The 26,162-nt window shown below is 24.3% G+C and carries 13 protein-coding genes and 1 pseudogene; 8 read left to right on the forward strand and 6 right to left on the reverse strand.

The window, feature by feature from the left end:
* Nucleotides 1–366: 366 nt before the first annotated feature.
* The 4 genes from EXC48_RS03365 to EXC48_RS03380 all read left to right on the forward strand — a co-directional run bounded on the left by EXC48_RS03365 (nt 367) and on the right by EXC48_RS03380 (nt 8,547).
* Nucleotides 367–1,260 (forward strand): Fic family protein, encoded by an 894-nt coding sequence (locus EXC48_RS03365; protein WP_129720783.1) that lies wholly within the window; start codon nt 367–369, stop codon nt 1,258–1,260.
* A gap of 283 nt (nt 1,261–1,543) precedes the next feature.
* Complete coding sequence (locus tag EXC48_RS03370) at nt 1,544–4,225, forward strand: type I restriction-modification system subunit M (RefSeq protein WP_129720785.1); 2,682 nt, start codon at nt 1,544–1,546, stop codon at nt 4,223–4,225.
* A complete protein-coding gene (locus tag EXC48_RS03375; RefSeq protein WP_129720787.1) occupies nt 4,212–5,450 on the forward strand; it encodes a restriction endonuclease subunit S in 1,239 nt (412 codons plus the stop codon). Before EXC48_RS03370 ends, EXC48_RS03375 begins: the two co-directional genes overlap by 14 nt.
* Nucleotides 5,451–5,457: 7 nt before the next feature.
* Complete coding sequence (locus EXC48_RS03380) at nt 5,458–8,547, forward strand: HsdR family type I site-specific deoxyribonuclease (protein ID WP_129720789.1); 3,090 nt, start codon at nt 5,458–5,460, stop codon at nt 8,545–8,547.
* Between the two features lie 48 nt (nt 8,548–8,595).
* Here EXC48_RS03380 and EXC48_RS03385 read toward each other — a convergent pair whose 3' ends face one another.
* From EXC48_RS03385 to EXC48_RS03400, 4 genes are all read right to left on the reverse strand, one after another.
* Nucleotides 8,596–9,519 (reverse strand): site-specific integrase, encoded by a 924-nt coding sequence (locus tag EXC48_RS03385; protein ID WP_041593811.1) that lies wholly within the window; start codon nt 9,517–9,519, stop codon nt 8,596–8,598.
* Nucleotides 9,488–11,182 carry a restriction endonuclease subunit S gene (locus EXC48_RS03390; RefSeq protein ID WP_129720791.1) on the reverse strand — a complete coding sequence of 565 codons (1,695 nt, stop codon included), beginning with the start codon at nt 11,180–11,182 and terminating at the stop codon, nt 9,488–9,490. The genes EXC48_RS03385 and EXC48_RS03390 overlap by 32 nt, the downstream gene beginning before the upstream one ends.
* Nucleotides 11,183–11,253: 71 nt before the next feature.
* Nucleotides 11,254–11,853, reverse strand: coding sequence for a restriction endonuclease subunit S (locus EXC48_RS03395; protein ID WP_165035642.1), 600 nt, complete (start codon nt 11,851–11,853; stop codon nt 11,254–11,256).
* Nucleotides 11,854–11,985: 132 nt separating this feature from the next.
* The gene (locus EXC48_RS03400; RefSeq protein WP_129720795.1) at nt 11,986–15,780 is read right to left on the reverse strand and encodes a hypothetical protein; all 3,795 of its coding nucleotides are present in this window, start codon (nt 15,778–15,780) and stop codon (nt 11,986–11,988) included.
* A 519-nt stretch (nt 15,781–16,299) separates the two neighbouring features.
* On the opposite strand from EXC48_RS03400, the pseudogene EXC48_RS05105 reads away from it, so the two are divergent.
* A pseudogene (locus EXC48_RS05105) lies at nt 16,300–17,502 on the forward strand (IS256 family transposase); the annotation flags it as partial.
* Nucleotides 17,503–17,691: 189 nt separating this feature from the next.
* Here the strand turns inward: EXC48_RS05105 and EXC48_RS03420 are convergent.
* Nucleotides 17,692–18,549, reverse strand: coding sequence for an HNH endonuclease domain-containing protein (locus EXC48_RS03420; RefSeq protein ID WP_129720803.1), 858 nt, complete (start codon nt 18,547–18,549; stop codon nt 17,692–17,694).
* Nucleotides 18,550–20,253: 1,704 nt separating this feature from the next.
* On the opposite strand from EXC48_RS03420, the gene EXC48_RS03425 reads away from it, so the two are divergent.
* From EXC48_RS03425 to EXC48_RS04715, 3 genes are all read left to right on the forward strand, one after another.
* Nucleotides 20,254–20,478, forward strand: a complete 225-nt coding sequence (locus tag EXC48_RS03425) for a hypothetical protein (protein ID WP_129720805.1) — start codon at nt 20,254–20,256, stop codon at nt 20,476–20,478.
* A gap of 88 nt (nt 20,479–20,566) precedes the next feature.
* Nucleotides 20,567–20,773 carry a hypothetical protein gene (locus EXC48_RS03430; RefSeq protein WP_129720807.1) on the forward strand — a complete coding sequence of 69 codons (207 nt, stop codon included), beginning with the start codon at nt 20,567–20,569 and terminating at the stop codon, nt 20,771–20,773.
* Nucleotides 20,774–21,039: 266 nt separating this feature from the next.
* Nucleotides 21,040–21,606, forward strand: coding sequence for a hypothetical protein (locus tag EXC48_RS04715; RefSeq protein ID WP_181441324.1), 567 nt, complete (start codon nt 21,040–21,042; stop codon nt 21,604–21,606).
* A gap of 330 nt (nt 21,607–21,936) precedes the next feature.
* On the opposite strand, the gene EXC48_RS03440 is transcribed toward EXC48_RS04715, so the two are convergent.
* Entirely contained in the window at nt 21,937–26,157 is a 4,221-nt protein-coding gene (locus tag EXC48_RS03440) for a hypothetical protein (protein ID WP_223216323.1), read from the reverse strand.
* Nucleotides 26,158–26,162 lie beyond the last annotated feature (5 nt).

Consider the following 26,162-nt stretch of genomic DNA (forward strand, 5'->3'; position numbering starts at 1 on the left):
AAATACATGCATCACAAAAATTGTAATTCAATTAACAATGATCAATTCTTCTTAAAAAACATATTCTAAACATTAATTAAATACTAATAAGACAATATTTAGTAATATTTGTACCTAACAAGTTATTCAATTATTAAAACAGTATAGTTCAATTACAATGTTTTTCTAATATTCATTCCACTATTACAAAATCCTACAATAGTTAGAATAACAATAAGTCATCAAGATAAAATTTAAAAAAGATGCACTATAATTAAAACTATTTGATTTAATATGTATTATTCCAATAAAACACATAATATCATTCCGATGTCATTAATATTGTTCCGATAAAATGTTATAATAAAATAATTAGGAGAGTAATTTATGTTTATAACTGCAAAACAAGCCTCAACGAAATGGAAAATTTCCGATAGAAGGGTAAGAATTTTATGTGCCGAAGGTAAAGTAACTGGAGCTTATCAAGAAGGAAGAATTTGAAAAATACCAATTAATGCCACCAAACCTAATGACGGTCGTTACAAAACAAATGAAAGCCTTTTATCGCAAATAGACCGAAAAAAAGAAGAACTCGATAGAATGAGGCCTTTCACAGAAGGGGAATTAGCAAGACTGAATGAAGAATTTACTATTGAATATACATATAATTCAAACGCTATCGAAGGGAACTCATTAACCTTAAGAGAAACTGATTTAGTATTAAAAGGTCTTACCATAAATAAAAAGCCACTAAAAGATCATATGGAGGCAATTGGACACAAGGAGGCTTTTGATTTTGTAAGTGAACTCGTAAAAAGAAAAAGTGAAATTAATGAGGGAATAATTAAACAAATCCATTATCTAGTTCTTGCTGATAAAAAAGACGATAGAGGTATTTATCGAAGAGTCCCTGTTCGTATAATGGGTGCTGCTCATGAACCAGTACAGCCTTACTTGATTGAACCTAAAATGGAAGAGCTTTTAAAGAATTATTTATCTAGTAAAGAACATATTGTTACAAAGCTAGCTAAATTTCACATTGAATTTGAAGCAATCCACCCATTTATTGATGGAAATGGAAGAACAGGAAGACTTCTTGTAAATCTTGAATTAATGAAAGCGGGATATCCACCTATTGATATAAAATTTACAGATAGAATTGCCTATTATAATGCATTTGATGAATATCATATGAAACATAGTTTAAAAGCAATGGAGGTTTTATTCGCTAAGTATATCAATGAAAAATTAGATATATATTTAAAAATGCTGCAAGATTAAAATAAATTTCACTTAAACACAATATTTTAAAAAATAAAAATTGGATAAAGTGCTTAGGCAATACCAAAATACTTTATCCAATTTTTAATTATTTTCTCTTTAGTATTTTAAATCTTTTTTTAACTTTTAACATTTTATTATGTAAAAACAAAAAAACTAAAAAAGAAAAATTTTTAAGGATAATGTTTTATTTATATTTTTTGAGTTTTTTACAGCGAAATTAATAAATAATACTATAATTAAGATATAAAAATAAAGGTAATTTAATTTAAAAGGAGTACAAATGGCGAAAAATCTTGAAAATAATCAAGACTTTATCAAAATGAGCAAGCAAAAACTTGCTAATAAAATATGATCTGCTGCTAACGAACTTAGATCACAGTTAGATGTCACAGAATATGACAAAATTATATTAGGTTTAATATTTTATAAATACTTATCATCAAAGCAAACTGAAACATTAATTGATAAAAATGGCGATTATCAACTATGTCAAAAAAATGATGAAAAATCAAATAATAATGAATGTTACTTATACATAGAAGATCTTACAAAAGGTGAAAATCCTGATCAAATTGTTGATAGCTTAAAAGAAAATTTAGGTTTTTATATACCATATGAATATTTATTTTCATCATGAAATAAAAAAGAATTTCGTAGTAAATTTGATCGAAACTATATTATCGAATCAATTAATCACTTTAATAGTGAAATAGAAAATATTAACCAACAGAATTCATTATATAAAAACATATTTGATGAATTTTATCTTTCAATTCAAAAGGTCAAAAATGAAGATAGCATCAAAAAGGTTGTTAGAATTATTGATGAAATTCCAACTAAAAAACAAGATTATGATGTATTAGGTTTTATTTATCAATATTTAATTGGTGAGTTTGCCTCAACAGCAGGTAAAAAAGCTGGGGAATTTTACACACCACTTGAAGCCGGGATTCTAATGTCTGAAATAATTTCATTCCATCTTAGTAAATTTACATATGATAAAGATGATTTAATTAGAATATATGACCCCACAGCCGGTTCTGGTTCTTTATTAATTAGAGTTGCAGAAAAATTCCAAAAACATATGAATGAATTACATCATGATATTAGAATTAAATATATTGCACAAGAAATTCTACCAACCTCATTTAAGACATTGAGTATGAACTTAATTATGCATAATATTCCACCACAATTAATAAACATTAGAGAAGCTGATACCTTAGAAGATGATTGACCAACAGAAAGTAACGGAGATAAAAAAGTTAAAGCTATTGTAGCAAATCCACCTTATTCTCATCTTTGAAAACCTGATAATAAAATAAATGATCCAAGATTCCAATCATATGGTCTTGCTCCAAAATCAAAAGCTGATTATGCCTTTTTATTACATAGTTTATACCATTTAGATAAAGATGGAATAATGGCAATAGTTTTACCTCACGGAGTTTTATTTAGAGGCGGTTCTGAATATGAAATTAGAAAATCATTAATCAAAAAACAAAAAATTGATACCATTATTGGACTTCCTAATAATATGTTTATGGGTACTGGTATTTCAACTATAATAATGATTCTTAAAGAAAACAAAACTACTGACGACATTATGTTTGTTGATGGTTCTAAACTTTTTTCAAAAGATGGAAATAAAAATAAACTTGATAGATCACATATTATCAAAATATCAGATGTTGTTAATAACAGAATTGAAAAAGATGGATTTTCAAGAATTGTTTCGCTTAAAGAAGTTGAGGAAAATGACTACAATCTAAATATTTCAAGATATATAGATAATTATGATAAAGATGAAATTCATGACTTATATTCAACAATGTATGGTGGAGTATCTGACCAAGAAATTTCGGTTTTAAATCCATTTTGAAATAAGTTTATTGGTTTAAAAGAAAAACTTATTTCAAAAAGACCTGACGGATATAATCTTTTAAATCTAAAAAATGATGATTTAGTAAATACAGTAAAAAATGATTCATATGTAAAAGAGTTTATTAAAGAAAATAAAGACATTGCAAATTTAATTATCGAGTTTATTAAGAAAAATATTCCTTCATATGAAAATATTAATGAAATTAATGTTTATAACTTTGAAAGTAATTTCGAAGAATTTATATTAAATATTAAAGATAATGCCTTTATTGAAAAATATGACATATATCAAGTAGCGATTGAAAAATTCGAGATTATTAAAGAGGATATTGAAATAATTCAAAATTATCAAAATGATAATATCTCAATTTCAGAAATTCTTATTCAAGAAAAAAATATTGAAAATAATAAAAATGGCACTCTAGTCAATTGAGATGCTCGCTTAATAGGCAAGGAATTTATTATTGAGAAATTTTTTGTTAATGAATTAAATGAAATAAAAAAATTAAAATACAATATCGATTCAATAGAAAGCGAAATTAAAGAAACATTTGAATCAATTGATGAAGAAGAAAAAGATCTACCTATATTTAAAGAAAATGGTTTTGATAATAAAGAATTATCAAAACAAGTTGCTATTTTAAAGAAGGATAAATATGCATTAGATAATCTTGAATTAGCCGACAAACTTATTCATGTTTATAATTTAAACAACGAACTTAAAAATTTAAAAGACTTACTCAAAATAAATGAGTTCGAATTATTAAACGCCTCTCTTGAAAAATACGATTCACTAGATAAAACTACATTTTATGATCTTTTATTTTACAAATGAACTAATAACATCACTGAAAAAATTATTGAACTAGTTAATAAAGTAATTGATTCATTTATAAATAAAATAGAAAAATTATTTAACAAGTACTTAAATACATTAAATGAAATAAATGAAGAAATTAGCAAAAACGAATCAGAATTGGTCAAACTTCTCGCTGATCTAAAAGCAGATGAATATGATCAAAAAGCCATTAATGAATTAATCACAATTTTAGGTGGTAATAAAAATGAGCAAAAATAATATGGTTCCATCAATCAGATTTAAGGAATTTACTAACGCTTGAGAACAGGAAAGGTTGGGGAATTTATTAATTCCAAAACGTGAAAAAAATATTAACGGATATGAATTGGAGAGCTTTTCTATTTCAAATAAGCATGGTTTTATTAGTCAAAATGAGTTTTTTAGAAATGGCGGAATAGCGATAAGTGCTGATAAAAGAAACTCAATTTTAGTTAAGAATAACTATTTTGCATATAATCCAGCTAGAATTAATATTGGTTCTATTGGATTATATAAATCTAGTAAAATAGGCCTTGTAAGTCCTTTATATGAAGTTTTTGTTTCAAACGATTTAGTCAATAATGATTGATTATTTATTTGGTTTAAATCAAAACACTTCAATAAAATTGTAGAAAGAAAGAAGGCCGGAAGTGTAAGACAAACCATCAATTTAAATGATATTAGCGATGATCAAATAATAATTCCTTCTTTTTATGAGCAATGCAACATTGCTACTACTTTTCAGTCTTTAAACTCCCTCATCACCCTTCATCAGCGTAAGTTAAATGCCTTAGAAAATCTCAAAAAAACCTTATTAGAAAAGATGTTTCCAAGCGAAAATTCTGTTTTTCCATCAATTAGATTTAAGGAATTTACTAACGCTTGAGAACAGGAAAGGCTGGGGAACGTAGGTGACTTTAAGAGTAGTTCAGTTGATAAAATTATTAGGAAAAATGATTTATCTATATTCTTGTTAAATTTTATGGATGTTTATAAAGGTGTGAAAATAACTTCAAAGAATTTAAGAATTAATACAGCAAATAAAAGCCAAATAAGTTCATTTAATATTTTAAAATCTGATGTATTTTTTACACCTTCATCTGAAACTCGGAATGATTTAGGTTTTGCAAAAACGGCATTAGAAACAATAGAACAAGGAGTTTTTTCATATCATTTAATTAGATATAGACAAAAAAATAAAACTTTTTATGAATCATTTATTGACTATATTGTAAGGACTTCTAGATATAGAATAATATTTTATAAAGAAGCTGTCGGCGCTCAAAGATATGTATTAAGTATAAAAACTTTTAATAACACAGTAATTCCAAAACCAACTATTCAAGAACAAGAAAGAATTGTATTTTTATTAAATATTATCGACTCCCTAATCACCCTTCATCAGCGTAAGTTAAATGCCTTAGAAAATCTCAAAAAAACCTTATTAGAAAAAATGTTTGTATAGGAAAAATATGTCAAAACTTAATTTTAACAATGTAAATTTTAAAAATGAAGCTGAATTCGAAGAAAGTGTTACAAAACTTTTATTAGATAATGGTTGAAAGAATCGAAGCTTTGGTGAATTAAATATTGATAATGAATTAAATAATGTTACTGAATATGATTTGAAATTAAATTGATTACGCATCTTAAATTATAATAATGTAGATAAGCTTGATGGAAAGCCAATTACCGAAAAAGAATTAGATTTATTAATAAATGAAATTGAATCTAAACAAAATGTAGCTCAAGTTAATAGCGATATCATAAAACCTAATCAAGGACTGCAATTAAAAAGAGAACAAAAAATAATTCCTTTAACATTAATTCACAAAGAACAATTAAATAATGATGGTGGTAAAAACTATTTTCAAATCGCAAGACAAGTTAGAATCAATAATAGCAATAACGTTCAAAAAAGAAGTGATATTTTTTTACTAATAAATGGGATACCGTTTATTCATATTGAATTAAAAGATGCGGATAAGAATATTGTTAATGCAAAAAATCAATTGACTAATTATAATAAAAATATTTATAATGGTATCTTTAAATTCATACATATAGTAGTTGCAATGAATCCATTAAAAATGGAATATTCACCAAGAAATAGGGAATTAAAATTTATTAATTGGTATGATGAAACTAATAAAAATGAAATTAATAATTGAGTTGATGTTGTTAAGAACTTTTTATCTATTCCAATGGCATTAGAATTAATTTGTGACTATACCATTCCTGATGGTAATGAATTAAAAATTTTAAGAAGTTATCAATACTATGCTGTTAAAAAAATACTAGATAAGATTAAAAAAACAGATCTTTTTGCAGCTGAAAATGATAAGCCTATTAAAGGAGGTTTCATTTGACATGCAACAGGTTCAGGAAAGACCTTTACTAGTTTTAAAACTAGTTCATTAATAATTGAACATAATCTTGCTGATTTAGTAATATTTGTGGCTGATAGAATTGAACTAGTGGATCAAACCTATAATGAGTTTGTAAAGCATAATAAAATGGTTACAAATGTTTCAAGTACTAAAGACTTACAAAATAAAACAAGAAAAAATGAACATCAACCAATAATAGTAACATCAATTCAGAAATTAGATCGTATCAAAGAAGAACACAAAGATATTCTTGATAAAAAAAGAATTGTTTTAATTTTTGATGAGGCTCATCGCAGTACTTTTGGACAAATGATGAGCAAAATCAAAAATACCTTTAATAAAAAAACTATAATTTTCGGTTTTACTGGGACTCCTATTTTCGATGAAACGCCTAATACATATGATATTTTTGGTGAAAAACTACATAGTTATACCTTAGGTGATGCAATAGTGCAAGAAAAAGTATTAAAATTCAGTTGTAAATATAATATTTTTGAAGATTTATATAAATGAGCATTCAATTGTAATGTTGATAATAAACAAAAAGATTGTTCTGATACATTAAATTCTCTTAATAGCACTAAGTTAAAACAAGAGTTATCAGAATTAAAGAATAATGTAAAATATGAAGCTACTAAAAAAATAGAAGAATTTAATGAAAAATCAGATAATTTGGATAAATTAATCGAATTAGAAAAAGAAATTAATTATATTTATAAAACTGATTTATACAAAAATCTTGTCGTTGAAAGCATTTTAAATGATTGATATGATTTAGAAAAATCAAAAGATTTTAAATATAAATTTTCTTCAATTTTAGCTACTTCAAGTATTGATGATGCAATAAAATACTTTCGCATATTTAATAATTACATAAATAATCTTGATATAAATGATAAAAAACGTAAATTTAAATTTACTGCCTTATTTACAAAATCATTAGATAGCGATGAATCACCACAAAAACTTGAAAAACTAGAGGAAATATTTAAAGAAATATATAAAAAATACGAACAAGATTTTGGATCTAAAATCATTAATCAAAATGAAGAACATGAATTGTTTAAAAAAGATGTTTCTCAAAGATTAAAAAGAATTAATATAGATGAAAACGATGATTCAAAAGCTTTAAATCTATTAATAGTTGTTAATCAAATGCTAACTGGTTTTGATTCAAAATATATTCAAACAGTATATTTTGATAAATTTCAAGAATCACAAAATCTAGTTCAAAGTGTTTCAAGAACTAATAGAAAATATGACATTAATAAAGAGTTTGGTAGAGCACATTTTTATAAATTGCCATACCACATGAAAAAAAATGTTGAAGAGGCTTTTAGAAAATATGCTTATGAAAATTTAACAGAAATTACCGTATCTGATATATCAGTTTTAATAAATGTAATAAAATCAAAATATAAAGAAGTCGAAAAATTATTTAAAGAATTAAATATTAGTTGATTTAAAAATATTGAATCATTTGACACCGATGATATAAATAAAACTACGGATCTTCGAAAATCATATAATCATTTATGTGAAATTAAACGTATAATGAACTCATTAAATTTATTAAGTTTCAAGTGAGAAGAAAATGGAAAATTAATGCCTTTTGATCAAGAAGTAGCTAAGAGAATTGATGTAAAAATATATGAAATTGGGTCTATTTTAGCCAATATTGATTCAACTAATTGTGGTAATCCTCTTGATGATGATCTTAAATTCTATAATGATGAAGTTTTAAGGGATATTCAGGCACGCAAAAAGCAAGAACTTTATGATAAGGATTTTTTCGCAAACCTTGAATGAGAATTAAGAACATGTGAATCAATATCTCTTGTTTTAAGTAAGTATTGCATTAAATATCATAATTGAATTAAAGAATGATATAACCTTTATCGCAATAATGATAAAATTAGTTTATATGACTTTTTAGAACTTAAAAAGCAAGAAGATAAACAAGAAATTCTTGATGAATTAGCTATTTATGGAATTGGAAAAGAAATTGTTGATGAATTTATAAATAATTACTATATAGATATTGAAGAAGATATTAATAAAAACAATAATTTTGAAGACCACATTTGATCAAAAGTTAAATCATCAAATGGTCCAAAATATAAATTAAGAAATCCAATTATTGAACTTATAAAACAATACAAAGAAAAATAATAGAACTAATTAAAGTTCTATTATTTTTATAGCGTGGGCATTTAAATTTTAATTTAAACTTGATATTGAACGCATAACTACATCAATATCTTTATTTTCTAACTCATTAATAATATGCAAGTATATTCTCTCTGTAGTATTCATACTAGAATGACCAAGTCTTTTAGCAACAGAAGCAATAGATACGCCTGCATACAATAATATTGATGCGTGCGTATGTCTCAATCCATGAATGGTTATAATAGGAATATTTGCTGATTTACATCTTCTACTAAGAGTATCATTTATAGTGGAATTATAAATTTTTTCTTTAAACAAAAATATTGGCTTATTACTTGGCAGGTCTTTAATGAGACCTGAAAATTGTGATATAGTTAATCAATCTAATGGAACCTTTCTAATTGATGACTTATTTTTAGTTGGTAAAAAACCTCCATTTTCTTTATAATTCCATGTCTTAGATATATTTAAAGTTTGTTTTGAAAAATCAAAGTCCTCAGGTGTAATTGCAATAGCTTCTGAAAAGCGCAAACCAGTTTTAGCTATTAAAAGTAATAGTCAATCAGAATTTAATTTTTCTTTTAATTTTAATGTTTTTAAAAGTAATTGTAATTCAAATTGACTTAAATATTTCTTGGCTTTTTTCTTAGGTGGTTTACCCTTTACGACAACCTTTCTTGTTGGATCATTATCTATTAAGCCCTCATCAAAGGCATCTAGTAATGAACTTTTTAAATGGTGATGAAAATCCATCGTTGTCTGTCTTTCATGAAACATGGCATAGTCATTTAGAATTTTTTGATATTCCATTCTATTGATGTCACAAAGTTTTAAATTAGGTGCTAACTTTATTATTCAATCTAGCGATAATTCATATTTTTTAAAACTAACACTTCTAATTGAACCTTTCTTATATACATAAATTCAATTTTGAAAATATTTATAAAACAAAATTTCTGATTTTTTTCTCATTTTCCCTCCGAAATTGCCCACGCTGATGAAGGGTGATGAGGGAGTAAATTTTATTGAATAGCTTATTTATTTTGTGTCTTTCAGAGAAATTTTTAGTTAACGTAATTTTATAATTTTTTATTATCTCTGATGTTAAATTTGATTGAGTACCTGATGATGAGAGACTATTTCATAATTTAAGTAATTCCATTCTTTTAAGTGCATAAAAAATAAAATCTCTTAAATTCAATTCATCACTAAAAACCATATTAAATATAGCCTGTGAGGTAGAAACGTTATTCTTTAATATTGCCACCTTCCCGATTGAAGCATACATTGCTAATGAAATAGAGTCTTTTGGAACTATTCATGCTGATGAATTTTTTAAACCTTTTAATGTTATATTTTTCTCAGTTTTATAAATATATGTGTCAGAATTAGAAATATCAGTAATTGACAAAAATGGTATATGACCATTATAAAATTCTTTATTACTCGATAATGGAGTACCGCCGGACTTTCCGAATTGATATAAATTCCCCAACCTTTCCTGTTCTCAAACGTTTGTCATTTTTGTTAATGCAACTGATAAAATTGTCAAATTTTTGCCAACAATCATCTTCACAAAAAGTGATTTTTTAAAGATTTTAAGAATTTTTAACTCACGCTGATGAAGGGCGATGAGGGAGTTTAACAAACTAAATAATTTAGAAATCTTATTTTGTTCTATCAAATTTGTCGATTTTAACTGAATATTATTAAGTTCATTTAAATTAATGCTTTTACCAACTCTCAAGCCATAAGAAATTGAACTTAATTTGTCAATAAATGATTTGGATTTAAGAATAAAAGTTCAAAACTTGTCATCATTATTTTCTTTATTTATAAAATCTACAACACTATAAGCAGGAGAGGTAACTCCTAAAATTGCGGAATGTGCTAAACCAGAATCATATGATGATAAGTGTATAACAAATTGCCCAGGTTCAACAAGTTTATATTTAATAATATTATCCAAATTAAACTGAACATTAAAGTTAATATCCTGTCTTTTTTGCATTCCATTTTCTTTTGTCGCTGCAAGAATAGGTAAATTTTTGAAACCTTTTTTACACACAAAACGAAACAATAAATTAAACCTTTCCTGTTCTCAAACGTTTGTCATTTTTGTTAATGTAGTTGATAAAATTGTCAAATTTTTGCCAACAATCATCTTCTGAAAAAGCGATTTTTTGAAGTTTTTGAGATTTTTTAACTCACGCTGATGAAGGGTGATTAGGGAGTCGATAATATTTAATAAAAATACAATTCTTTCTTGTTCTTGAATAGTTGGTTTTGGAATTACTGTGTTATTAAAAGTTTTTATACTTAATACATATCTTTGAGCGCCGACAGCTTCTTTATAAAATATTATTCTATATCTAGAAGTCCTTACAATATAGTCAATAAATGATTCATAAAAAGTTTTATTTTTTTGTCTATATCTAATTAAATGATATGAAAAAACTCCTTGTTCTATTGTTTCTAATGCCGTTTTTGCAAAACCTAAATCATTCCGAGTTTCAGATGAAGGTGTAAAAAATACATCAGATTTTAAAATATTAAATGAACTTATTTGGCTTTTATTTGCTGTATTAATTCTTAAATTCTTTGAAGTTATTTTCACACCTTTATAAACATCCATAAAATTTAACAAGAATATAGATAAATCATTTTTCCTAATAATTTTATCAACTGAACTACTCTTAAAGTCACCTACGTTCCCCAGCCTTTCCTGTTCTCAAGCGTTGTCATTTTTGTTAATGTAACTGGTAAAATTGTCAAATTTTTACCAACAATCATTTTCACAAAAAGTGATTTTTTAAAGATTTTGAGAATTTTTAACTCACGCTGATGAAGGGTGATGAGGGAGTTTATAGAAACAAATAATATAGCGATTGCTTTTTGTTCACCGTAACTTGTTCAAAAAATATCAACGGCTTTTAAAGATGTTGAGGTAATTGTTGGTATAGACGAATTTGAACCTAATTCCATAATTCTTTTTTCGTTCTTCTTCAACAAATTAAATAGAAAATAAGAGTTAATATTTTCTTTGAGATCTAATGAAAAACACTTATCATTAAGATAAAATTTTTCAGAAATGAAAGATACATATCCACATTTGCCAGCTCTTGCTATTGTAATAGTATTCTCCATTCTATTATATTTAGAATAATAACCCATAACATCGATTCCACCTGAGACAATTGGAAAACCTTTGCTTAGTGATTGAGAAATAGTAATACCTTTACCAGTTGAAAAATTAGAAATTTTCCCCAACCTTTCCTGTTCTCAAACGTAATATAAAATTAGCAAAAATAATTATTAAATAAATTAAAAATATTTTATATAAATTATTACATTAAGAGGTAATGAAATATAAAATGTTTAAATAAAAACATACATCTAGTTTTCTAAATGTATGCTTAAAATTTATGAAGTATATTATTAAGAATTTTCTTTTTGTAGATTAGAATTTCATAGTTCTGCGTCTTGAATTAGTCCTTTTGAGCCATTCCCGCTAATTATGTTTGCAAAAACATTGTCAGATTTTAATCTAAGAATTTTATCATATGTATTACCGATATTATCACTTATTGTTTTTACAAATAACATATTAATAATCTTATATGCATCACTAGCTGTATATTGACTATTTTGTATTGAATTACCTTTAATTTTTTGAAGGACTTTTGAAATTATTGATTTATCAACTTTATTACTTATTTCACTTTGTGTAGTTGTAATATTTGCATCAGGCGCTTCTACTTGTCCTGATAAACTAAATAATTTACGTATTACTGTTTTTATGTTAGTTGATAATTTATGATTAATTTCAAGATTTCTTAAATATAAATTAAATGTTCTTCAAAAATCATATATGGTAAATCCGTCAAATTTATCATCTCTTGAATCATTAGTTTGATATTCTGTAGCATATTTTTTTATTTCATTTAAAATATTACTTCTAAGCTCTTGATTTGCATTAAATTCATTACTATGTTCAATATTGTATTGAAATGATACTAAAAATGCTCTAATTCTTACTGATTCTGCATATCTTTCTGTGATAAATTTATATTCAAGTTCATTAACTTTCATTTCAGAAGGTTGCTTTTTAATTTCCTCTTTAAATCACTCATAATATGATTGTTCAGCATAGACATGCCTTTTATCATTTCTATCAATTCTGCGATATAAAGCAGTAGCATTATCAAATAATTCAGTACGAACTCTATCTGTAATATCTTTTTTGATATGTTCCAATTCAGCTTCAACTTCTTTTCTAATCTGATCAACACTATCTCTAGTTGGGGTTTGATCATTATGATTTAGTTTATTATATAAATTTAATCCTTTGTTGTTATATTTGTCTAATTTAGCGTCAATTCAATCTTGTGTTTCAAATCTATATTTTTCTAATTCAGCATCTGCAATTAATTTATTTAATACATCTAAACTTAAATTATCTTTATTCATTAATTGTTGTGTATATTCTTGTTTTAAATTCTTTGAATGTTTATGTGTATTATATTTATCAGGAATTGAATTTACGGCATTTTGCGCTCTTAATTTTGCATTATTTATTTCACTTATTTTTACATTAATATCTCTTATAACATCGTTTATTTGATCTAGTGTAGAAGCAGAAGATAAATTACCTTTTAAATTAATTTTATCAGTGTCATTTTTGATTTGTTCTAATAATGTTATAGCATGATTATATTTATCAATTTTAGCAATTAGATTATCAATATTTTGATCGTCAGTTTGAGCTAATTCATGTTCAAATTCATCCATCTTATTTGACGTTTGAACAATATTTTTAACCTTACTAATTTTTGTTTTTACCATATCGATTTTTGTTTTAAGTTCATTTAATTTTTTTTCAACATCCGCTTTTATTTTACGTGTTACACCGCTAGTTAAATGCATTTTTATACGTTTCTTAGTTTCAGAAACTAATGAACTTAAATTTGACTTACTTGGATAAGCTAAATTATTATCAATAAATAAATCATAATTTAATTTTATAGCATCGTTTGTTTGCTGTTTAATTAATATAATCGCACTCTCAATTGAATTCCATTGATAATTTTTTGAATTTATATCATTGACTCTTTTTGTTATATTATCAAATTGAGCTTTTTGACGTGTTTTTAAATTACTTAATTGATTAATAGTACTTATGGACTCTTGTTTAAACTCATGCAATATTTCATTAATGAGTTGATTTTCTTTATAATCACCAATTGGAAATGGTTTGTTATCTCTTAATGTTGAAGGGACTGTTTGATTTAATCTTGTTAGTAAGTTATTAATCGGCGCTTGATCAAGATAACTATCATTAATAATTGTTTTATATTCTGAAATTCTTTGCCCTCAATTATCCGGTAGTATATTTTCAACATCCTGAACAGTTGTAGCTTTATCTAAAACTTTTTTAATTGTTTCAATTGCTGTTTTCGGTTTATCATCATCATACGGAATTCTACTTAATAAATTTATAAATTGATTCATTTTTACATTTAATGCATTAATTTGACTATTTAAATTATCAAGTTCTTGTTTAGTTTTAGCATTATTAACTTTATTATTTAATATAGATTTACTATTTTGTGCATCTGTTGAATTAGGATTAGGATAAGGTAAGGAGATTATTAATATTTTTATCTTAGTTCTTTGAATATTTTCTTTTAATTTATCAAAGTCTTTATCATCAACTGATCTACTAAGTTGGTTATTTAAATCTTTTGTTCTTTGACCATTAATATCCTTGCCTGATTCATTTATTTGTGCTATTAATTCTTTAGCTTCATTAATTTTTTTAGGTAATTTAGAAATTAAGTCTTCAATTGATTTTAAGTTATCTTTTTTAGTAGAATCAATTCGAGAATTTATTTCATAAATAGCTACTGAATCTACACCATTTGGGTATGGCAATTCACTAGCTTTCTTTTTTAATTTAGCTTTTTTAATGTAAAGTTTAGTATCTTCAATACTTTGATCATCTTTACTCTTTGCGAGTCTTTTAGCTAATTCTTTTCTGGTTTTGCTGTATTCTAATACATCAGTATTTTTAAGATCATCAATTTCTTTTTTAAGCTCAGTCAATTTTTTTATTAATTCATTTAATTCAGATTTTTTATTTTGAACTTCATTTTTTTCAAGATAATCAAGTGAATTTTTTAAATCTAATATTGTTTCATTAATAATCATCTTAATTTCAGAATCATTTGCTAGCACATTATCACTAGGTGTAATGATTGTTTTAATTTGACCAATCTTATTAAGTAAATCAGTTTTATCTTTTGGGTCTATCTTAGTATTATTTATTCTTCCAAATTCATGTTCATTAATTCTAATTAAAATATCATAATAATCTTTGATAGTCTTTGCTTTACCAAATGAATTTTTAATAATTTTTTTAAAGTTATCGTTCTCAAGCAATTCAATCCTATTTGCAGCTTGTTTTTTAAGAGCAGCTTTTAATATTTCATAATTAATTATAATCTCATTATCAAATAATGTTGATGTTGTTTTTAAATCCTTAAATAATTCTAATAATTTTTTCTTTTCTTCTTTATTTAATGTTGAAGCATTTATCTTAGCAATTAAGGCTTTTTTCTTAGCTGAAATATAGTCATTAATGCTTTGTTTTTTAAGCTCTTTTTCTACATCTGAAATTAATAATTCAATATCATTTATGCTTTTAATAAATGGTAGTTTCTTCTCAAATTCTGATTTTTTAGTTGAATTTTTGATGTTCTCTATTAATTTTTTAGCCTCTATTTTTTCTAAATTTATATCCTTTACCAATTCAATATCTATAAGTTTTAATGCATTATCTTTAATTTTTCTCTTAGCATCAATTGAATTTTGAGAATTTAGTAAATCAGCATTTAATTTCGCTTTTTTTGAAGCCGAATTAATCTTAGAAATATAAACTTTTATTTCTTTATCAATTTGGACAATTATTTTACTTAAAGCCTCATTAATATCAGCAACATTTTCTCTTGAAAAAGTTTTATAATTAGGATTTTTTAAAATATCATCAGCACTTTTCTTATAATTAGGTGAATTAACTAAATCTCTTGCTTTTTTTAATTCTGTATATATTTTTTCATAATCTGAAAAATTTTTATTGAAACTTCAAAATATTGAAGTAGCAGTAATCCCTGAAACTAAAAAACTCAGGATAGATAAACCCAAAAATATCTTCTTACTCTTTCTTTTATTCATTAATATAACTCCTATATTATTTACTTTTTTTATATATTTATAATATCTTAATTTTTCTATCTCAAAAATAAATGCCCAAACATTGAAGATGGATTAATATTTTAAACTTATATTACTACTATATAGTTTTAAATGTTTTATTTTTATCATCTTAATTTTTTTAATTTGTCTCGGCAAAATACTGTTTTTTTTTTTTTTTTTTTTGATAAGTAGCCAAAATTCAGAAAAATAGTGCAATAATATAATATTTTTGATAAGTGTTTATTAAAACAATCATATTTTTAAAAAGTATGATTGTTAGTGTATTAAAAAGTTAAATATAAATAAAACTATGATATTAATCTTTAATTTTAGTTTTTTGTTGGATAAACTTCGAATGTAAATATGAATAATATCTAATTGATAATCCAATTAAAATAAGAACAAAATATCCAACTAGGTAGTGTAGATAATTTTGTGTAAATCTCCAAATAACAAATATTTATAATAGAATATTTAATATAGGAGATTTTTTAATTTATGAAGAAAAGCAAAAATTCTTTAATGAGTTCTAAAGAACTTTATGAAAAATTTAAACCAACTACGATAGAAGAAGTTTATGAAATAGTTAAAAATAACACTAAGAATCTTATTCAGTCAATTCCTGAAGAAGAAATGAAGAAACACCTAGGTTATGATAGATATGAACATGAAAATAGAATTAAGAATAATTATAGAAATGGTTCATATAAAAAATCAGTTAAATCTAGTTTCGGGAATGTTGAATTGGAAATCCCAAGAGATATAAATTCTGAATTTGAACCTCATATTATTCCGAAATATCAGTATGATATTTCCAAAATTGAGAGTCAAATTATAAACTTATATTCAAAGGGTGTATCAACAATAGATATATCTGATACCTTAGATGAAATTTATGGAGTTGATGTTGATCCAAGTTTTGTCAGCAGAGTTACCGATAAAATAATGCCACAAATAGTTGAGTGACAAAATAGACCATTAGAAAGAACTTATGCAATGATATTTATTGATGGCAATAGATTTAAGGTTAAAGAAGAAAACGGATTTGTAGAAAAAGTCGGTTTATATTGTTATGGGCTATTCAATTGACGGTTATAAAGATGTTTTAGGGTTTTGAATCGGTGAGTCAGAAAGCGCAAAGCACTGAATGCAAGTGTTTAATGATATAAAATTAAGAGGTGTTCAGGAAATATATTTAATGTCAAGTGATAATATTGCCGGGATTTCAAACGCTATAAAAGCAGTTTTTCCTAAAACACAAATTCAAAAATGCTTGTCCACCAAATAAGGAATTCTGTTAAATTCGTAAATTATAAAGACATTAAAGAATTTACAATTGATATGAAAAATATTTACCAAGCTAATAATATAGATGAAGCATCAAGATTTTTAGAAGTTTTTGAAAACAAATGAAACTCAAAGTATAGTTATGCAATTAAAAGTTGAAGAGACAATTTTAATGAATTAGTGACTTTCTTTAATTTTCCATCAGAGATTAGAAAATTAATTTATACAACTAACGTTATTGAAAATTTAAATAGAAACATTAGAAAAATTTCTAAAAATAAGATATCTTTTCCAACTGAAGAATCACTTATGAAAGTTGCTTATTTTGCAATTCAAAATCAATTTAAAAAGTGAGATAAAATAACTCAAAATTGAGGTCAAATTTTAAATCAGTTAAAAATTGCATTTGAAGAAGAATGAAAAACGAACATACTCAATAAATCAGGGCTTGCCCTGTATTTAATTATAGAGTATGTTTGTTTTTTGTTATAATTTACTTAGATTTGTGTTTGTTATTCTCAAATCTCTAACATTTTTTTGTTAGCAAAAGAGAATTTACACAAAATATCCTACAGTACCGCTTTTTGAATTAAATAAAAAAGTTTATTTATTGAAGTTTAATTCTGATAATTCTTCTTCTAACTTAGTGTATATATAATTATAGTTATATGTCGGTCCAAATGCATGAGTTTTCAATTCTTTCTCAGCAGAAGTATTTATTAGCACAAGATCATTTATTGTAATTGAGTCATTAAGGTACAACATGTCTTTAATGTCGTTTTCTTTGAGAGAAATTTCAAAATCAATTAAATTATTAAAGTAATATCCATAAAAATAAATACAATAACTATAAATTATATTTTTATTTCTAAAATATTTTAAATAAGTATTGACCAAAACACAATTATCTAAATATTTTTGAATATCATTTTTTGTAGGTAAATTTTCTGTTTTTATTGTTATTTCATATTCATAATAATATTTTTCTATAGTTGTTTCATTATTTTGAAATATTTTTTTTATAAAATCATAAATTGCAAATTCTTTAACATTGCGAATTCTTATCTTAATAATTCCGTAAAAATATCTTTCATTTTTTCTGCTCTCAAAAAAATTTATACCTATTTTAGGATCAAAAAAATTATCATAATCAATTTTTTCTTTTATTTCATAATGATTTTGTACTTTTATAATATTAAATACAGTTCCATTTGCATTAAATGTAGGAAATTTATTGCCTTTTTCATCATTTGTAATGATGTGAGTAATAATTAAATTATGTTCACTATCCTTGCCATTTCTAGATTTGGGCAGTATATGATCAATATTTCATCCATATTTACTGTTTCTATCATTGTATGAACCCTTTCTAATTTCTCTTCCAGCAAAATCCTGAGCAATAATTTCTTTTCCATATGTCTTTTCCCATAATGACATTGCATTTTTTTGGTTGATTTCCATTTTGATTTTCCTTTCTATTATTTTTTGTAATTCTTATAAATGCATTGATTAATTGCTAAAATTAGTACTGAAACCTCAAGGGCAATCCTCATACAGTATTTCCAGAAGATTAATTAACCGCTATGTTTTGATAGTTTTTAGATTTATTAGAACTACGTTTATAATTATATATTATTACATTACGTTTAATAATTTTGACTAATTAATAAGATTATTTCTTAATATTCTAAAAATTACTTGCAGGTATGTAATGAAAAACTGTAAAGTAATTTTATCTATTTTTAAATACGTAAAAAGATATATTTTTAATTAAAAAGTTATACTTTATTTTTTTGTATATTTAAAAAGAAACACTTATGAAATATTTAAAAACATAAGGATTAGTAAAATATTTTAATTTAGCTATGATTACATGAAAAGTAGTCAAATAATTTTGAGTCAGAATAAATTTATTTTTAGTTAGACAAAATATTGAAACAAACTTTTAATAAAGATGTGTTGGAAAAATGCATATTTTAAATACTAATATCAAATCTAAAATTTGTAAGGTAAGTAAGGAACAGTTAAAAAAATCAAAGTTTTAACAGTATATAATTAATACTATTAAAGAAAATAAAAAAGATACTATTATAAAACTCTATTGATAGAAAAATCAACATATTGTAAAAATCTAAAAGTTAAAAAATTAAAAATCAAAAAAATATCGAAAACAGAGAGGTTGTTTAGAGAGAATGATATATCAAAAAAAAGATTGGTGAAATATTTATTTTTTTCTTATAACACCAAAGCACCCCTTTTAAATACCAGAAAGATGTATAAAAAAATTTCCAATACTAGTTTTAAGTTTACAGATTTGCTTTAAAGAGATTACAATTTTAAAGAGGAATATAATTTGAGTAACTTATGTTATTTATATATCATCGCTAAAGATATTAATTAAAATCACATTAATTTCTCGGTGATAATTGTCCTGAACAAATCTTGTAAGAAATAAAATATCATTAAACAATGATGCTGAATTAGTTTGAACAGTATTTAAAATACAAAGTTTAAAATGACTTTATTTTGCACATAAATTATGTTTTTGCATATCCATACTAGAATATATTGATATGATAATATTCTTCTTAAAAAGGATATATTAATAGCATAATAATAGATTATAGTTGAATAATCGAAAATTTGCTTTTTAATAAGAATTAAAAGCTAAATATGCTTAAATTTTTATTTTTTGCAGAAAAATAAGTTGCAAAAACTATCAAAAAAACTTATTGAACTTGTAAATTGATATAATTACGAGAGAATAAAATTATAGAAAAAAGAAAACCCGGTACTGTAGGATATTTTGTGTAAATTCTCTTTTGCTAACAAAAAAATGTTAGAGATTTGAGAATAACAAACACATTCTATAATTAAATACGGGGCTAGCCCCGATTTGTGTAATAACATATATTTTGAGCCACATATTAATCTCATATAAAATGAGCCTATTCAACAAGAAAGTGGTATAAATTATTTATGAAAATAACACATAACTTATTTAAGTATAAAAATTTAACAAAATTTGAAATAAAAAACAACAATCTTTAAAATTGATTGCTGAAAATATCGAAAAATCTTTATCTTATCTTAGTTTGATTACAAACCTTAGTTTATCAACTGTAAAAATATATAAAAAAGTTATTAAAGGCAAAAAAGAAATTGTTGTCTCGCATAAAAAATAAATATCATCAAAGAAATTACAAAATAACTGATGCAGAAATTGAATTAGTCTTTAAAAATTATTTAGAAATATGCCAGCTTATTTTAAATAGAGATCTAACAAATAATCAACTTTCAATTAAAACATACTTTAATTCTGAGTATGGTTCTTTTATAAGAAAAAAAAAAAAAAAAAAAATCTTACAAAACTTTAGTCAAGAGATTTAATCAATTAGGTTTATTTAATATACATACAACCAAGAGAAGAAGAAGGATTGCGAGATTATCAAAGAAAAAAATCTCAGAATATATAACATTGATATTAAAAAATTATTATCAACAGATTAAACGAAATAAAAAACAAAGACAAGTTTTAAATCTAAAGAAAAATCTAAAATTCGGCGAAATTGTTGAGATTGATGCACAACTCGAACCATACTTAAAAAATGATAAACCATTATATATTTATCATGCAATAGATGTAGCAACAGGAACATTGCTAGCAGTATGATTCGAAGAATAAGAAACAACATTAGGATATCAAAGACTACTAGAAATAGTATTTAAAAATACGGATTTCCAAAGAAAATCTATACCGATAAAAGAAGAAGATTTTGAGGAAGCAAAAACACACAAACAGTTTTTGAAAAAGCTTTAAATAAAAAGGGAATAGAAGTACTAAGTTCATCAAATCCAAAACATAAACCACATGTTGAAAGATCTTTTAGGACATCACTAGACCAATATCCGTTACTTATTCACGAAAACGGATATAAAAATATTGATGATTTGAAGAAAAATAATGAAGTATTTCAAAATTATTACAATATCAGGAATAAAAAAATAATTTCTAAACAAAATGTTTTTCAAAAAGAGGGAAATAAAAACGGCAATTGATCCGTTGATTTAGAGATTAATAGAAAAGTTTTAAATGGTGTTGTTAGATACCAAGGGAAAAACTACGCAGCCTTTGATATGTATAACAAAAGAATTATCTTCCCTTATAATTCTGACGTCTTATTAGTGCATTCTTCGGATGATAATTTATATTTTAAATATAATGATAAAAAATACTTTGCTAAGGAACCTAACGGAAAATATCTAAGTTTAACAGAAATGTGAGCTTTAGAAAAAGGATTAGATTACTCTATCCCAGCCGTAGGTAAATTAGCATTTATCTATAATAAAACAAATTCATTTTTTAAAACTCTTGAATTATATATCTCAAAATTTAATAGTATTTCCGTGAATGCCCAAGATAGTAATCTTGAAGCTAATAAAATCATGTCCGAATACTTAAGTATACTCCGAGCATTGCATAGAAGCATCAATGATGATATAAGAATTGATGCATAATATTTTTAATATTTTTTATGAAAATTTTAAAAATAAAAATTGCTCTTTTGATGTAGGGAAACTTTGAAAAAAATGCGTAAATTTATAAATTTAAAAAAGCAAAAAAATAAAAAAATTTTTTTACTTAAGTTTTTTGACACTTTTTTCAAAAAAGTGCATACCTCTATAAATAAAAAAAGAAAAAACATTTAACTCTGAAATAAGGAGTTAAATGTTCAAAAAATAAACTCAAAATACATATTATTCTACACAAAATATTTTCTCACTAGTTTCAATAAAAATAACACATTTAGTGTTCCTAAATGTGTATTAATTTGTTAATAAATAATATTAGACATTTTCAGGATTATCAGCAAAATTTCAAAGTTCAGCATCTTTTAATAAACCTTTTTTACCATTACCTTTAATAATATTACCAAAGTGATCATCGTTTTTAAGTTCAAGTATTTTTTGATATGTTGTACTTCTTTGATCAGTTACAGTAGATGTAAATAATTTACGTATAAACATAAATACTTCTTCTTTCTTATATTGGTGATGATCCAAGTAATTTTTCTTAAATTTTGCTAATGTTTTAGAAATTATTGATTTTTCTATAATGTTAGATACCATAGTATCACCAGCATTATGAATATCACCTTTTGGCGCCATGACTTGCGCAACTAAACTAAATGTCTTTCTAATATCATCTTTTATATTTTGATCATTTAGTGAATTAGTAGAATTATTATTATGAATAAATAAATTTAATGATCTTCAAAAATCATTTAATGTAAATCCATGATCTTTGTCTCTATTTCTTGAATCATCATTTAAGGCATATGATTCTACATAACTTTTAATAAAAGTTATGTATTTATTAAATAATTCTTTAGAATGACGATTTTTAATATATGATGAATTTTGCAGATGATATAACATTGAATTTATAATAGCACGAACCCTGATTGAATCAGCATATCTACCAAAAATAAAACTATTTTCAAGATTATCTATATCATTAAAATTAGTCTTTTTATTAATTTCATCTTTATATCACATATAGTAACTATCTTCATTTTCAACTCAAATCTTACCGCCTCCACTTGTAGAAGGTAGATAAGAAGCTACATTTTCTAATAACTCCTTATGTGCTCTATCAATAACACTTTTCTTATATTTTTTAAACTCTTCATCAGCTTCTTTTTTAAGTTCATCAATTGTTGCAAATGTACTAGATTTATTCGGATCAAGTAATTTTGTTATTAGTTCACCACGTTTCTTATTTTCACTCTTTGTTGAATCCCCTAAAAGATTATCAACATAATCTCTTGTTTGTGATCTTTTAATTTCAAGTTCTGATTCTTCAATAATTTTATTGATTTCACTTAGCTCTGCATTATCAATATTTTTAAGTCTTTCTTTATATTTATTTTTAATATCTTTAGATACATTGTCTTTTTCTGGAATTTTATTAACTGTGTCTTTTAATTTTTGTTTAGCTTCAGCAATTTCTTTAACTCTTTTTTCAATTTTCTTAGTAATTTCAAGAATTTGTTCTAAGGTTGAAGCGCTTGATAATTGACCAATTAAGTTTGTTTTATCATTTCTATGTTTTATTTGATCTAGTAGTTTTGCCGCTTCATTATATTTATTGATTATATTAATTAAATTGTCAAAATCTTTATAGTCAGCTTTAGCTAATTCATTTTCAAATATTACTTTTTTATCTGCTGTAGTAACAATATTTGTAAGATTTTTAATTTTTTCTTTTACTTCTTTTAATTTAGAAATAAATGTATTAATTTCTTTTCTAAAATTATCGATTTTAGTGGTAATCTCAGTATCATAATTTTGTCCACTTGTAGCTACACCAATGTCATTAAATAACGATTGAAAATGTGCTTTATTCGATTCTTTTCCTGAATTATTTTTTAAAACAAAATCCAATAATTGCTTAGCATCAAGATAAAAACCAGATATTACTTTATTATTAGTTTCAACTCTCTGTCCTAAATATTTAGTAATTAGATCCATATCAGCCTTTGTAGCATTTTCAGGCACATTTAAAATCTTTGCTTTTAAAGATTTCTTTACATTTTCAGGAATTGAACTATTAGTATTATCATAAACTCTTTTAAATTCAATTAATGCTTTATATTGTTCAACTTCATCATCAACAATCTTTTTAACCTGTTCAGCATTTTGTCTAGTTCTTAATTTTTTAAGCAATAACTTATATGATAAGAATCTATATTGATCTGGATTAGTTATATTAGACTCATCTTCAGATATCGAAGTAAATCATTGATTAATATTTTGTCTTAAATAATCACCTTTATCAGCTGTTCAAAATCTATTTAATTGGTTTTTGTATGGTTGAATCTTATTTTTAATAATCGAAACATCTTTAACATTAGCTTTAGACTTTGCTTCATTCAAAAATTGAGCAGCTACTAAAATATCGCCATTAAGTTTTTTTGTTTCTTTATATAATTCATAATCAGCATCAATTAATTTTCTTAAATCTTGTTGAGAATTAAATCTTGTAAGCATAGATAATTTGCTTCATAATGATGATTTTAATTCATTTAATGCATTATTTGCTGTTACTAAATCTTCTTGGTATATTTCAGGAGCATTATATAAAGTAAATGAATTTAACCTATTAGCAATATCATTGTAATTATCAACAAGTTTTTTAAGATCTTTTAATTTTTTTACATTATCGGCAGTAGAGAAAATTTTATTAAACTCATCAATCGCACGTTCATCATCCTTATTTCTTTTTGGAATACTTTCAATAGATGATTTTACAGATTCAACATTTTTTGCAATTTCATCAATTGTATGACCAAAAGTCTCTAATTCTTCATCACTTAATTTATCAATTTGTGCCTTTAGATTTTCTTTTGCCCTAGTATCTTTAGGGTAATGTAGACTGTTGACTTGATCTTTTAATCTTCTTACTAAATCTTTTTTATAATCATCATCACTTTGGTTTTTTGCTTTTTGAATATTTTCTTTTAATTTATCAAAGTCTTTATCATCAACTGATCTACTAAGTTGGTTATTTAAATCTTTTGTTCTTTGACCATTAATATCCTTGCCTGATTCATTTATTTGTGCTATTAATTCTTTAGCTTCATTAATTTTTTTAGGTAATTTAGAAATTAAGTCTTCAATTGATTTTAAGTTATCTTTTTTAGTAGAATCAATTCGAGAATTTATTTCATAAATAGCTACTGAATCTACACCATTTGGGTATGGCAATTCACTAGCTTTCTTTTTTAATTTAGCTTTTTTAATGTAAAGTTTAGTATCTTCAATACTTTGATCATCTTTACTCTTTGCGAGTCTTTTAGCTAATTCTTTTCTGGTTTTGCTGTATTCTAATACATCAGTATTTTTAAGATCATCAATTTCTTTTTTAAGCTCAGTCAATTTTTTTATTAATTCATCTAATTCAGATTTTTTATTTTGAACTTCATTTTTTTCAAGATAATCAAGTGAATTTTTCAAATCTAATATTGTTTCATTAATAATCATCTTAATTCCAGAATCATTTGCTAGCACATTATCACTAGGTGAAATGATTGTTTTAATTTGACCAATCTTATTAAGTAAATCGGTTTTATCTTTTGAGTCTATCTTAGGATTATTTATTCTTCCAAATTCATGTTCATTAATTCTAATTAAAATATCATAATAATCTTTGATAGTCTTTGCTTTACCAAATGAATTTTTAATAATTTTTTTAAAGTTACCGTTCTCAAGCGATTCAATCCTATTTGCAACTTGTTTTTTAAGAGCATCTTTTAAAATTTCATAATTAATTATAATCTCATTATCAAATAATGTTGATGTTGTTTTTAAATCCTTAAATAATTCTAATAATTTTTTCTTTTCTTCTTTATTTAATGTTGAAGCATTTGTCTTAGCAATTAAGGCTTTTTTCTTAGCTGAAATATAGTCATTAATGCTTTGTTTTTTAAGATCTTTTTCTACATCTGAAATTAATAATTCAATATCATTTATGCTTTTAATAAATGGTAGTTTCTTCTCAAATTCTGCTTTTTTAGTTGAATTTTTGATGTTCTCTATTAATTTTTTGGCCTCTATTTTTTCTAAATTTATATCTTTTACCAATTCAATATCTATAAGTTTTAATGCATTATCTTTAATTTTTCTCTTTGCATCAATTGAATTTTGAGAATTTAGTAAATCAGTATTTAATTTCACTTTTTTTGAAGCCGAATTAATCTTAGAAATATAAACTTTTATTTCTTTATCAATTTGGACAATTATTTTACTTAAAACCTCATTAATATCAGCAACATTTTCTCTTGAAAAAGTTTTATAATTAGGATTTTTTAAAATATCATCAGCACTTTTCTTATAATTAGGTGAATTAACTAAATCTCTTGCTTTTTTTAATTCTGTATATATTTTTTCATAATCTGAAAAATTCTTATTGAAACTTCAGAATATTGAAGTAACAGTAATTCCTGAAACTAAAAAACTCAGGATAGATAAACCCAAAAATATCTTCTTACTCTTTCTTTTATTCATTAATA

Origin of the sequence: Mycoplasmopsis cynos (assembly GCF_900660545.1) — a bacterium.
Taxonomy (GTDB): domain Bacteria; phylum Bacillota_I; class Bacilli_A; order Mycoplasmatales; family Metamycoplasmataceae; genus Mycoplasmopsis; species Mycoplasmopsis cynos.